At 35.5% G+C, this 13,326-nt stretch carries 14 protein-coding genes; 13 read left to right on the top strand and 1 reads right to left on the bottom strand.

Annotation, left to right across the window (positions count from 1 at the left end; genetic code table 11):
• Positions 1-3: 3 nt before the first annotated feature.
• The 13 genes from BZ25_RS03300 to BZ25_RS03240 all read left to right on the top strand — a co-directional run bounded on the left by BZ25_RS03300 (position 4) and on the right by BZ25_RS03240 (position 12,596).
• Complete coding sequence (locus BZ25_RS03300) at positions 4-921, top strand: glutamate formimidoyltransferase (protein WP_012209170.1); 918 nt, start codon at positions 4-6, stop codon at positions 919-921.
• Entirely contained in the window at positions 918-1,385 is a 468-nt protein-coding gene (locus BZ25_RS03295) for a 23S rRNA (pseudouridine(1915)-N(3))-methyltransferase RlmH (protein ID WP_121515195.1), read from the top strand. Before BZ25_RS03300 ends, BZ25_RS03295 begins: the two co-directional genes overlap by 4 nt.
• A gap of 62 nt (positions 1,386-1,447) precedes the next feature.
• Positions 1,448-2,710 carry an adenylosuccinate synthase gene (locus tag BZ25_RS03290; protein WP_103065914.1) on the top strand — a complete coding sequence of 421 codons (1,263 nt, stop codon included), beginning with the start codon at positions 1,448-1,450 and terminating at the stop codon, positions 2,708-2,710.
• 20 nt (positions 2,711-2,730) lie between these two features.
• Positions 2,731-4,203, top strand: a complete 1,473-nt coding sequence (locus BZ25_RS03285; RefSeq protein WP_147429931.1) for an NAD(P)H-hydrate dehydratase — start codon at positions 2,731-2,733, stop codon at positions 4,201-4,203.
• A 70-nt stretch (positions 4,204-4,273) separates the two neighbouring features.
• The gene (locus tag BZ25_RS03280) at positions 4,274-4,873 is read left to right on the top strand and encodes a thiamine diphosphokinase (RefSeq protein WP_147429930.1); all 600 of its coding nucleotides are present in this window, start codon (positions 4,274-4,276) and stop codon (positions 4,871-4,873) included.
• A 15-nt stretch (positions 4,874-4,888) separates the two neighbouring features.
• A complete protein-coding gene (locus BZ25_RS03275; protein ID WP_121515192.1) occupies positions 4,889-5,365 on the top strand; it encodes a metallophosphoesterase in 477 nt (158 codons plus the stop codon).
• 18 nt (positions 5,366-5,383) lie between these two features.
• Entirely contained in the window at positions 5,384-5,974 is a 591-nt protein-coding gene (gene yihA / locus BZ25_RS03270) for a ribosome biogenesis GTP-binding protein YihA/YsxC (RefSeq protein ID WP_121515191.1), read from the top strand.
• A 384-nt stretch (positions 5,975-6,358) separates the two neighbouring features.
• The gene (locus BZ25_RS03265; RefSeq protein WP_121567391.1) at positions 6,359-8,146 is read left to right on the top strand and encodes an ATPase; all 1,788 of its coding nucleotides are present in this window, start codon (positions 6,359-6,361) and stop codon (positions 8,144-8,146) included.
• Positions 8,139-8,903, top strand: coding sequence for a Sir2 family NAD-dependent protein deacetylase (locus tag BZ25_RS03260; RefSeq protein ID WP_121567390.1), 765 nt, complete (start codon positions 8,139-8,141; stop codon positions 8,901-8,903). Before BZ25_RS03265 ends, BZ25_RS03260 begins: the two co-directional genes overlap by 8 nt.
• A gap of 351 nt (positions 8,904-9,254) precedes the next feature.
• Positions 9,255-10,559 (top strand): asparagine--tRNA ligase, encoded by a 1,305-nt coding sequence (asnS, locus tag BZ25_RS03255; RefSeq protein ID WP_121567389.1) that lies wholly within the window; start codon positions 9,255-9,257, stop codon positions 10,557-10,559.
• 20 nt (positions 10,560-10,579) lie between these two features.
• Positions 10,580-11,635 carry a Holliday junction branch migration DNA helicase RuvB gene (gene ruvB, locus BZ25_RS03250; protein ID WP_012209160.1) on the top strand — a complete coding sequence of 352 codons (1,056 nt, stop codon included), beginning with the start codon at positions 10,580-10,582 and terminating at the stop codon, positions 11,633-11,635.
• Positions 11,628-12,323 carry a YggS family pyridoxal phosphate-dependent enzyme gene (locus tag BZ25_RS03245; protein ID WP_121515186.1) on the top strand — a complete coding sequence of 232 codons (696 nt, stop codon included), beginning with the start codon at positions 11,628-11,630 and terminating at the stop codon, positions 12,321-12,323. Before ruvB ends, BZ25_RS03245 begins: the two co-directional genes overlap by 8 nt.
• A 39-nt stretch (positions 12,324-12,362) precedes the next feature.
• A complete protein-coding gene (locus BZ25_RS03240; RefSeq protein ID WP_121515185.1) occupies positions 12,363-12,596 on the top strand; it encodes a hypothetical protein in 234 nt (77 codons plus the stop codon).
• A 118-nt stretch (positions 12,597-12,714) separates the two neighbouring features.
• Here the strand turns inward: BZ25_RS03240 and BZ25_RS03235 are convergent, their stop codons facing one another.
• Complete coding sequence (locus BZ25_RS03235; RefSeq protein WP_121515184.1) at positions 12,715-13,173, bottom strand: transposase; 459 nt, start codon at positions 13,171-13,173, stop codon at positions 12,715-12,717.
• Between the last annotated feature and the right edge of the window lie 153 nt (positions 13,174-13,326).

Genomic DNA, 13,326 nt, shown 5'->3' with positions numbered 1-13,326 from the left:
AAAATGAAAATCGTAGAAACTCTACCAAACATCAGTGAAGGGAAAAACAAAGAATTAATCAACCGAATCAAAGACCTTTCTGAGAATTTTGATAAGATTTGGTTTATTTCTTGTAAAAGTGATGAGTACTTCAATAGAAGCTTCATCAGTGTTGTAGGTGAATTAAACGAAATAGAGACTTTCTTATTCGAAATGGTGAAAATATGCGTGGCAAATATAGATCTCAGAAATCATAGTGGGTATCATCCAAGAATAGGTGCGGTAGATGTCATCCCGATTGTACCGCTAATATCTACAACCTTTGATGAGGCGGATAATCTTGTAAAAAGATTAGCAAAAAAAATCTCTGAAAGTTTTGAATTGCCTATATATCTATACGAAAAATCAGCCAGAAACGATTATCGTAGAAATATTAACACCTTAAGAAAAGGTGAATTTGAATTCTTAGCAAAAAAAATGTCTTTCCCTGAATGGGAACCGGACTTTGGTCCAAATCATCCTCATCCCACTGCGGGAGCAACTATTATGGGGGTTAGAGATTTTCTAATATCTTTGGAATTCCATATTAACACCTCAGACAGATGGCTAGCAGAACAAATAAAACAAGAAATAAGTTTGAATTTACCCGCCAGTGTATTTTTAGAAAGAAAACAAAACGGTAAATTCAGTCTCACTCTAAATGCAAAAGAAGGGGATGTATCACTCTATTTGCTCTACAGCAAAGTTAAAACGATAATAGAACATTTTGGCAGCGAAATAGAAAAAGTAACTCTCCCATCTCCTTTAACGGGAAAATTGTTTTTACATTCGTTTAAAAACTTAATCGGTAACTTGGATGGAGAATTATTTACAATAGAAGAAAAATTGCTAACCGAATCACAGATCACCAAAACAAAACATATTTCAAACGAGGAAAAATGACTAGAATCATAGTCGTAGGACCTTTAAAAAGTCCCTATATAATAGATGGAGTCAAGCAATATTTAAAGTGGATAAAGAAATTTGAACGAATTGAACTAATACAACTTCCTTTGTCCGGAGATTTAAACAAGACACCACCTTCAATTTACAAAGATAAAGATTTCAAAAAGTTTGAAAAATATTTCCCGGATTCTTTCAACGTTTTATTGGATGAGAGAGGAGAACAAATGGATTCTGTAAAATTTTCTGAATTTTATGACCGCACAAAAACCTCTTCGCAAGGGAAACATATAAACTTCATTGTTGGTGGTCCTTTAGGACATTCTGATAAAATTTACAATAAAGCTGATTATATTTTATCGTTATCTAAAATGACTTTTACCCACGAATTTGCGGTTTTGATTCTTTTAGAGCAATTGTTTAGAGTTAACAAGATATTGCACAATGAAATCTATCATTATTAAAAAAATTACAATATTTTTTATCACAGGAAGGGAGGAAGGTACGGTATCATCGTACAAAAATCATGAAAAAAATGTCGATTGTAGGTGCCCAATGGGGCGATGAAGGTAAAGGTAAGGTTGTCAACTATTTTTCAGAAAAGTTTGAATGGATCGTACGTTTTTCTGGAGGGGCGAACGCAGGTCACACTATCTATTACAAAGACAAAAAATATGTGAATCATATGCTTCCTTCTATTATGCCCAATTCTCAATCTAAAGGTTTTTTAGGTGCAGGAATGGTTTTAGATTTAGAAAAACTTGTTGAGGAACTAAATATACTAGAAGCTGATTTTCCTGGAATGTCCTCTAAATTTTACATTGATTTAGAAGCCTTTTTGGTCCTTCCCTGGCATAAAGAAGAAGACGAAATTATAGAAAGTATGAGAAAAAAGCCAATTGGAACAACAAAAAGAGGAATCGGACCTGCCTATACCGATAAGGTATCAAGGGAGGGTATAAAACTCTACTACCTGTTTGATGAAAAAATGCTTAAAGAACGTTTAGAAGACATATATTACCTAAAAAGTAGTCTGTATGGGAACAAATTAAAAACTTCAAAAGATGATGTGTTTGAATACTTGATGAAAACCAAAAATGAATTGGAAAAATTGAAGATAAATTACGCTAGTGCGGTAGAGATGGGGAATGTTTTCAGAAGTACATCGGTACTGTTTGAAGGAGCTCAAGGTGTTTTGTTAGATTTAGATTTTGGCACCTATCCTTTTGTCACCTCGTCTTCGTGTATGGCTCATGGAGTTTCTTCTGTAGGATTTTCAACCTTTGAATTAGATGAGGTGTATGGGGTACTCAAAGCCTACACAACACGGGTAGGATCGGGACCTTTCCCAGCAGAAATCTTTGGAGAAGAAGCTCACAAAATTAGGGAATTGGGAAAAGAGTACGGTGCGACCACAGGAAGGCCAAGAAGGGTTGGTTGGTTAGATCTCCCTGCTTTGAGATACGCAAAAATAAGGTCTGGTTTAACAGGGCTTGTAATCACCAAGGCGGACGTTTTAAACGGGTTAGATAAGATAAAAGTTTGTACACATTATGAGGTCAACGGAAAAACAAAAGATACTCCATCCTCCTCGTACGACTTTTTTGTTGCCAAACCTATTTACACTGAATTGAACGGTTGGAAAGATACCAACGATATTAATTTCTTAAAATATTTATCGTATATTGAAGAACAAATCGGTGTTGATATTGACTACATTTCTTACGGACCAAAAACCGAAGAAATGTGTTCAAAAAATGATTTGATCTTGAACATGGAAAACAAATAAAAAGTTTAGAGGTGAAAAAATTGAAAATACTCACTTCTTCCCAAGCAAAATTAATAGACAAATTGACTATAGAAAAAGGAATAGCCCCAGAAACGCTGATGGAGCAAGCGGCTTTTTCTGTGGCTGACATCGCAGAAACCTTTGAACCAAATTCCATTCTATGTGTCGTAGGAAAAGGTAACAATGCAGGTGATGGTATTGCTGCAGGAAGGATTCTAAAAAACAGAGGCTACAACGTTGAAATCCTTATAGTAGGCGATCCAACTCAAGGAAGTCTTGGTTTTAAAAAGCAACTTGAAATCGCCAAAAAATACGAAATTAATATTTATCGCTTCAACGTTGACGAAATTGATTATTCCCAATACGACCTCATAATAGACGGGTTAATAGGTATAGGCTTAACAGGAGAAGTTAAAGGAGAGGTCGCTGAAGCGATAACACACATAAACTCTTCAGGATCGAGGGTATTATCAGTCGACATTCCATCGGGAATATCATCTGACACAGGTGAAGTTCTAGGAACGGCAGTTAAAGCCGATCAAGCGGTGACATTCGGATTTTTAAAAATTGGTCATTTACTCTATCCTGCAAGAGAGTATTGTGGAGAAATAAAGGTCGCACCTCTATCTTTCGACAACTCGCTGGTAAACTCAATCAACCGAGAACTCATACTAGAAGATACCGTTAAGAACTTACTCCCAAACAGACCTGAAGATTCCTATAAGTACAAGTTTGGAACGGTTTTGATACTCGCAGGTAGTGAAAAATACCCTGGTGCCCCTATCCTTTCAGCTATTGGAGCTCAAAGAACTGGAGCTGGTATGGTTAAACTGATTACACCAGGTGATTCATCAAACGTTTTAACTCTTGAACCATCCATAATCTATAAGTCTTTAAAAAAAGAACACTTTGAAGAAAAAGACGTTGAAAATTTAAAGGAAGAAATCGAAAAATCCAACGTTATAGTTTTAGGTCCCGGTATAACTGAAAATGCAAAAGGCTTTGTTAAAAAATTAGTTGAAACCTACAAAGATAACAAATTATTCGTTTTAGATGCAGATGCTCTATCCATTTTAAAAGATAAAGATGTAAAATTAAACAGAAATTTTGTTATAACCCCTCATGTAGGAGAACTATCAAAGGTTTATAAAAATTTAAAAAACGACGTGGTCACTTTGGAAGAATACGCAAAAAAATTGAACTGTACCATCGTATTCAAATCATCAACTACCTTGATAACAAACGGAGAAAAAACATATTTCAACATAACAGGGAATTCAAGTCTAGCCAAGGGAGGATCGGGAGATTTACTATCAGGAGTTATCGGATCGTTTATTGCTCAAGGTTTAACAACGATGCAAGCTTGCTTAATTGGAAGCTATGTGGTATATAAAACTGCCAGAGATCTATCCTTAGAGTACACAAACTACTCTTTAACTCCGAAAATAATTGCTGACAACCTATATAAGACTATCCATTTATTAAACTCATGAGCCAAAAATCCAATTAGGAGGCGAACAAATTATAATCTATATAATATCTGGAGCAGAACAAAGAAGCTCATTGGAATTTTATAAGAAAATGATACAACAGGCATCCTTGACAATCGCCTGTGATGCTGGAATCAAAATCTTCAAAAAGTTAAACTTACCACCAAACTATTTAATAGGAGATTTTGATTCTGCATCTATTGAAGATCTTCAGTGGGCAGAGGAAAACAAAACGGAGATATTGAAATATCCAAAAGAAAAAGATGAGATCGACACGGAATTAGCTTTGATATTTCTTAAAGAAAATCACTATAAAAACATTATTTTATCAGGGGTTTTAGGCAATCGTATCGATCAAGAAATGGCAAGTGTATTCCTTCTAGCCGAATACATAGATCTAAATCCTGTTATCCTTGAAGAAGACATTAAAATCGGTATAGTAAATAAAAGAATACAAGAAGAAGCCCAGATCGGTGAAAGTTGGTCTATTTTAAGAATAGGAGAACCAGTTATAGGTCTTACTCTCAAAGGGTTTAAATATCCATTAAACAAAAAAGATATCTTTGATTTCAAATCCCTAGGAATCAGTAACGAAGCAAAAGAAAATAAAATAGAAATATCCGTTGAGAGCGGAAAGGTTGTTTATATCAGATGGATCAACAAAAAATGGTAACCAAGGGGTGATCTCATGTGGTTAGTATTATCTGATTCTCACGACAACATGTATAAACTCAAAAAGATCCCAGATATAATCCAAAGATACAATATCGATACCATTTTCCATTGTGGAGACTTTGTAGCTCCCTTTACTTTACCGTATCTACTCTATGATGATATCGACTTTTATGGTGTCTTTGGTAACAACGACGGAGAAAAATTACTACTTTATGAAAGATCAAATAAAAAGATAAAAAACGGACCAATCGCCGTAGAAAAAAACGGAAAAAAGATATTTCTCATGCACGAACCTTATTCCTTAGAAGCTGCTGAAAATTCAGGGATTTATGATTACGTCTTTTTTGGTCACACCCATGAAATAGTAAATAGGAAAACCGGTAAAACCGTTGTACTAAACTCAGGAGAATTTTCTGGATGGCTAACTGGGAAGGCAACTTATGGTATAATAGATCCTAACGAAGCGAAAGTTGAAATCAAAGAACTTTAGAGGAGGACCATCGACATTTTGAAAGTATACAAAGCTCAATTAATAAAAACCGTCTACAAAATTGAAGATCTCCCACCACCAGATAAAAAAGAAATCGCCTTTGCAGGAAGGTCCAATGTGGGAAAATCAAGCTTTTTGAATGCCATTTTAGGCATAAAAATAGCGAAAGTGAGTTCTACCCCAGGGAAAACCAGATCCATCAATTACTACTTGGTGAATGATAAATATTACTTTGTTGATTTGCCGGGATACGGTTTTGCAAGTGTTTCAAAACAGGAAAAAGAGAGATGGAATGTACTGATGAATGAGTACTTTAAAACCAGATTTTCTTTGAGTGCCGTTTCTTTGCTTATCGATCATAGACATATGCCTCAAAAATTGGATTATGCTATGGTCGAATGGCTCAAAGATCTAGGAACACCTTTTTTGTTTATCTTAACAAAATCTGATAAATTAACGAAATCTGAAAAAGCTAAACTTTTTGAAGATATCAAAAGAAGTTTTTCAACTTATGGTGAATATATATATATGCCTTTTTCCTCAAAAACAAAGGAAGGTATGAAAGACGTATTGAAAACTATTGGCGAAATATTAGGTGATAATGATTAGTCTCAATCAGGGTGCAGAGCAAAGGGGTACTAAAAGTAAGATTTAGAAGTTATTCTTATAATAAACGCTTCAAAATTAAGATTTTGATTTTAAAAGGGTCACAGGGCGGAGCCTTGTTTGCTGTACTATGCAAACTATGTTTTTAAATGATTTTTTGCTGATTTATGCAAAGAAGCTTTTGTTTCCAGAGCTGTGCAAAAAAGATCTTTTTAAAAAGAGATTTTTGTTTTTGGGGAGTTTGAGGGGAGTACCCCTCAATGTCCGGGTTTACCCCTTAACGTCCGGGGTTAAGGGACCGTAGGTCCCTCCTTAAGAAGGGTGGGGAGCGGGGGAAGGGGCGCTAAAATAAAACTTCTAAAGACCGTTAAAAGGGAGGGTTAAAAAATGAGTTATGAAAGAACGGTGCTGATACCCGGGGAGGTATCTTATAGTAACATATCTCAAATACTAAACTCAAGTTATCTACTAGAAATAATCTCAGAATTAATCGAGGATGCCGAAGAAACACGCAATACGTTGTATCCTTTTTTTCAATTATTTCTAGTAGATGAAACCAAACAAAAAGTTCATGAAAGGTACGATTTAGAGCAAATTAGACAACTACTCTTAGCATTATCTTTAAACAGCTTAGACCATTTGGATGAATCCTCTTACTTTAGTTTCCCAAAATTATCTGGATACAGAGAAACGTTGGCTCTCTTTGTTGAAGATACTTTTAACCTATGGCGTTCAAAACACAGATTCATGAAAAAAGCGGATCCCTTTAGTCACAACTCAAGAACGAGAATTCACAAACAAATATCCTTAGTTAAAAACAACTCTGATCTAAAAAGCTTAGTCTTGGGAGTATATAGACAAATCCTTGTTAATATATCAGCCAGAAGGGTAAAAGTACTCAGGCAACTTCCCAGTGGAGCTCAAGCCGGATTTATAGTTGATCGACCTAGAACAAAACCAGAAGCTCAAATAGCCGACGCTGATTTTTTATACAACATGGAATATGTGTGGAGCGTAGTATTGGAACCACCCGTTATCTTTTATACATACTCAAATAAAAGAAGAGGGGTATTCAAAGTTGTCGATCGCCCTATATTAAACAAAATTAATATAGATAATCCTCATGATTGGCTTGTTTTTCCCATATACGTTAACGACAAATTGATATTCGTTGTTGTTTATAAGGAATACTTTGCGATGGCAGCAGGTTTGGCAAATTTGTACGAGTTTGCAGATTTTGAAAGTTTAGAAAACAGAAGACCTGATGGTATATACATTTTCGGTATGAATAAAAGTTTTTTTGAGGATGAAGACGATTACAATGGTATCATCTATAAAGAAGATGATGGAACTTACGTAGGGCTTGTTGGAGATGATCCTTCTATAGACTACTTCGGTTATATGAAGAAAATGATTTTGACGATTCACAACTTAATAGTCATAGACGAAGATAGACTACCAATTCACGGGGCTCTAGCTGAAATAAAGTTAAGAGATGGTCAAAGTTTCAACGTAATGATAATGGGAGATAGTGGAGCGGGAAAATCTGAAACATTGGATGCCTTAAACAGAATAAGAAAACAGGTATCCGAAGTAAATATATTGATAGATGATATGGGATCATTAGATATTTTAGAAGACGGAACAGTAGTTGCATATGGAACAGAAACTGGTGCTTTTGTTAGACTAGATGACTTACAACCAGGTTATGCCTACTCCGCTATGGACAGAAGTATCTTTTTGAATCCAAACATAACCAACGCCAGAGTTATAGTACCATACTCCAATTACGAAGATATCATAAGACCTACTAAAATTGATTATTTCTTTTACGCCAACAACTATGAAAAAATAGACGACAACAAACCACCAATCGAATTTTTTGATGACGTAGATAAGGCGTTAGATATATTCTCTAAAGGTGCAAGAATGGCAAAAGGTACTACTTCAGAGAAAGGTCTAACCTATAGTTACTTTGCCAATCCCTTTGGTGCAATCCAAAGAAGAGAAAAACACGAAAAAATTGCTAGAAAATACATGGAAACTCTAATGAAAAGTAACGTCAAAGTCGGGACACTTCGGACACAACTTGGTGTAGAAGGTTATGAAGACCAAGGTCCATTAATAGCCGCCCAAGAACTTTTGAAGTTTTTAAAAGGAGAAAAAGATGTCTGAAGTTGCAAAAAAATTTGCCGAATTAATCTATAAGTCAAATTCCATTGCAGTCTTAAGTGGTGCGGGGATGTCTACTAACGCAGGTATCCCCGATTTTAGAGGCCCTAACGGGATATATACAAAGGCAAATATAGAAAATCCTGAGAGAATTTTCGATTTAGATTATTTCTATCTGGATCCTTCTTTGTTCTATAAGTTTCACAAAAAATTTTTGGAGTACATAACAAAAGCAGAACCAACCCTTACTCACAAATTTTTAGTTCAACTTGAAAAGGAAGGAAAATTGAAAGGGATAGTAACTCAAAACATAGACTCTTTACACCAAAAAGCCGGTTCAAAAAAAGTCTATGAAATACATGGAGGATGCTGGAAAAATTACTGTACAAAATGTAATAGAGAGTATTCTCAAGAAGAAATATTAGAAAAGGTCAACAACGAAACAGTACCAAGGTGTGATAACTGTTGTGGTGTAATAAAACCAGACATAGTATTTTTTGGAGAACCTGTAAAATACCTAACAGAATCTGAAATATTGATGAAAAATTCGGATCTTGTCTTGGTTTTAGGATCTACTCTTGCGGTTATACCGGCAGCAATGTTGCCATCCTTAACTAAAGGGAAAATAATTGTTGTAACCAAAGGTGAAGTATCAGAAATGTATCTCCCGAGAGAAAAGGTAGCTCTCATTGTCAACGAAGAATTGGACACCTTTTTTACGCAAGTCGCCAAAGAATACGCAACACTCAAAGAAGGTTGATCAGGGCGAAGCCCCATTCATCCTAACGGGGGGTAGTGGAGGTTACCCTCTTTATCCTTATGGGTGGGGAGTGGGGTGAAAGGGCGCTAAGACAGAACATTAAGGGGTTTACCCTTTTGCTGCTTTGTGCAAAAAAATTTTTTAAGTTTGCTGTAGTGTGCAAACAATGTTTTTAAATGATTTTGACTTTGAACTTGGTTTTGGGGATTTTAAGGGGCAAAGCCCTTTTGCTGTTTTGTGCAAAAAGATTTATTAAGTTTGCTGTAGTGTGCAAACGATGCTTTTAAATGTTCTTGATTTTGAATTTGGGGATCTTAAGGGGTTTACCCCTTAACGCACGGAGGTGGAAGCATGATTCCAAATTGGGTATATATAAAAGACTTCAAAAAACACATCAATGAAACAGTAGAATTTCGGGGATGGGTATGGAACAAAAGAAGCAGCGGTAAAATTGCTTTCTTACAGTTAAGGGATGGAACAGGTTTCATTCAAGGAATAGCTGAAAAAAAGGATTTTGATGATGAAACCTTTGAAAACATAAGAAAAATAAAAATGGAAAGCAGCATAATTTTGCAAGGAATCATAAAAAAAGACGAAAGATCTCCTGAAAACGTTGAATTACATATAACTTCTTTCAAAAAAATACAAGAACCCATTGAAGACTATCCCATTTCTAAAAAAGAGCATGGCATAGACTTTTTAATGGAAAATAGGCATCTATGGATCAGATCGAGAAGACAGTTTCATATCTTAAAAATTAGAAACGAAATTTTAAAGGCAATTAGAGATTTTTATAATCAAAATGATTTTACCTTGATAGACACCCCTATATTTACTGGTTCTATAGGGGAATCTGCTGGTAACACATTCAAATTAGACTATTTCGATTACGGAGAGGTATATCTAGCACAAACAGGTCAACTTTACTTAGAAGCCGCGGCCATGTCCTTTGGAAAGGTGTACAATCTAGGCCCTACATTCAGATCCGAAAAATCAAAAACAAGAAGGCATCTAATCGAATTTTGGATGAATGAAGCCGAAGTAGCTTTTTATAAACATGAAAACAATATCAAATTACAAGAAAGCTTGGTTTCTTTCGTAATCCAAAGGGTATTAGAAAATGCTTCTGACGATCTAAAAGAAATTGGTAGGGAAACAAATAAACTACAAAAAATTCAGCCCCCTTTTGAAAGAATGACTTACACGCAAGCAGTTGATTTCTTAAAGAAAAAAGGGTTTGAAGTAGAATGGGGAGAAGATTTTGGAGCAGATGAAGAAAGTGTACTGGCTTCTCAATTTGAAAAACCGCTCTTTGTGGAAAAGTATCCTAGGAAAGTTAAGGCTTTCTATATGCAACCTGATGAAAACAACCCTGATGTTGTACTCTGTGACGACTTACTTGCCCCCGAAGGTTATGGCGAAATAATAGGGGCTTCCGAAAGAATATGGGAAGAATCAGTCCTAATAGACAGATTAAAAGAATTCAATCTTCCTTTAGATCAATACCAATGGTACATAGATTTAAGAAAGTTTGGTAGCGTTCCACACAGTGGTTTCGGTTTAGGCGTTGAAAGAACGGTTGCTTGGATATGCGGTTTAGAACACATTAGGGAAGCTATCCCTTTTGCAAGAACACTTTACAGAGTTTACCCATAAGATTTTGAGGAGTTTTTAAAATGATCGAAAAAGAAAATACAAACCCAAAGAGGTTACTGGATCCCTCTTTTATTGGAGAGGATACAGGATCAAAGAAATTAAGACCAAATTACTTGAATGAATTTATAGGCCAGGACAACATAAAAAAAAAGTTAAAGGTCGCGATAGAAGCTGCTAAAATAAGAAAAGAAGCGATGGATCATGTAGTTTTAGCAGGACCTCCTGGTTTAGGTAAAACAACCCTAGCTTATGTAATTTCAAATGAGCTAGGTGCTAATTTGCAAATTACAAGCGGTCCTGTAATCGAAAAAGCAGGAGACCTCGCTGCCATTTTAACCAACTTAGAAAATGGCGACGTACTATTCATAGACGAGATCCACAGGCTGAATAGAACCGTGGAAGAAATCTTATACTCAGCTATGGAGGATTTTCAACTTGACATTGTTATTGGGAAAGGTCCTTCTGCTCGTTCTATAAGGATTGACTTACAACCTTTCACCTTGGTAGGTGCCACTACCCGATTAGGCCTTATAGCCCCACCACTGAGAAGTAGGTTTGGCATAATTTTGGAAGTCGATTTCTACTCTCCAAAAGACCTCAACTTAATCATAAAAAGGAGTGCAGACATACTCAATATAAAAATAAAAGAAGATGCATCTCTCATTCTAGCTCAAAGATCTCGGGGAACCCCCAGGATCGCCAACAGACTCTTGAGAAGAGTTAGGGATTTTGTCCAAGTTTCTGGAAAAAACATCATAGAAGCTGAAGATGTGGACAACACAATGAAATTATTAGAAATGGATGAAGATGGCTTAGATAAAATGGATCGAAAAATTCTTAAAACAATAATAGAAAACTATGAAGGTGGGCCGGTGGGTATAAATGCCTTAGCTTCATCGATTGGGATAGAACCCGATTCAATCAGTGAGGTCTATGAACCATTTCTACTACAAGCAGGTTTCATTATCAGGACCCCTCGAGGTAGGGTGGCAACTGAAAAAGCCTACCAAAAACTAAATTACACCTATAAAACTTCCAATCACAATATCAGTTTATGGGGGGAGCTTAATGAATAATTTTCTAATAGAAAATTATCACACCTTGTTAAATGAGATCCAACAAGTTACAGAAAAATCAGGTAGAGATCTGAATTCTATAAAATTAGTTGCTGTTTCAAAGAATTTTCCAAGTGATAACATAAAAACATTATACGAAGAAGGTCATAGAGATTTTGGAGAAAATAAGGCTCAGGAATTAAGAGAAAAATATGAAGATCTCAAAAACCTTGACATTGTATGGCATTTCATAGGCAGGATACAAACCAACAAAATAAAATACATCGTTCCTATCGCAGAATACATACATTCAGTTTGGAGAATGAAAGAAATAGAGGAAATTCAAAAAAAAGCTGAAGAAATAAATAAAACACAAAAAGTACTTTTAGAAATCAATATATCTGGTGAAAACTCCAAAGCCGGACTCATTCCAAACGAAGTAGAGGCATTTTTGCAAGATGCAACATCTTTTAAAAATATAAAAATAATTGGTCTAATGACGATGGCTCCTTACACTGACAAAGTTGACGTTATAAGAAACGTCTTTCGAAGCTTAAAGGAACTTAAAGACAACCTAAATAAAAAATACCCTTCGATAAAGGAACTATCTATGGGAATGACTAACGATTACAAAATAGCCATAGAAGAAGGTGCCACTCTTTTAAGAATAGGAACAAGAATCTTTGGCAACCGTTATCTTGTAGAATAGGATGTAAGGTGTGAGGGAGCGGAGGGAAGGGGGTGAATTATGCGTTGCAAATATCTAGAAATAAAAACTGAAAGTACTCCACTAATAGGAGAAGAACCTTATATTTCGAAATTGTATAATTGCACTTTGAAAATGAGAAGCAAACAAAAACAAGTTGAAATTTATCAACAGCTTTTCGAGAAAGGATTAGAAGGAAGCTTCATTACGGATCGATGCCCTATTGCGGCTAAAGGTAATTGGAATGATTGTCCTTTCTTTGAAGTTGATAAATAAAAAGGAGCATTAAATGGTAAAATTACCAAACTGCGAAATCTAAGGAAAAGATTAGAAAGGTTGCATTCGATTTCCACATCTTTTGTATATTTCAAAGAAGTGATACTGTTGTTGCTTTCTAACCTAGAAAAGATGGATTCAAGGAGAGTACGTTTCTTGTAAGTCTCTTTGAAGTAAGCAGGCTCCCCTCTTTGATACCTTTAAGAACGGTAAAAACGATACCCTTATCCAAATAAGAAGGACCAAACTCCTTCTTAAATGAAGAGAAAGTAGCTTCAGAAGGAACGTAATTGATAATAGGATCGAAACCGATGCATTTAGCAAAAGAAGGGTTACTCTTAAGGAAGTGAATCAACTCCCTTACTGTAAAACCCTTAACTTTCTGAACGAAGATAGCCTTAAGTAAAGCCCGGCGGGAGTACCCTGTTCTGCCCATCTTATTATTGAAATCTGGGACAACGGACCAATCGATCATATCGATTAAATCGAGAAGATATTTAAATTCGGAATGTTCTTTCATATAGTCAGAGTAGACGAAATCGAAGTACAGTTGAGAAGAGTTACCGAATAATGACAATTGAATGACCTCCTTACGAGATAATAAAGATGTGGTATCAAATAAATTATATAGTGAGGAGGTAAAAGTATAATATTGAAGGTATTAAAAGTTGGTTACAATGCATGTTTTATAGTTTCTAAAAAGACTATACATATTTTACGAGGAGGATTC

Origin of the sequence: Petrotoga sp. Shatin.DS.tank11.9.2.9.3 (genome assembly GCF_003665005.1) — a bacterium.
Classification (GTDB): Bacteria; Thermotogota; Thermotogae; order Petrotogales; family Petrotogaceae; genus Petrotoga; species Petrotoga mobilis.
This window is presented reverse-complemented; position numbering and strand designations above follow the sequence as displayed.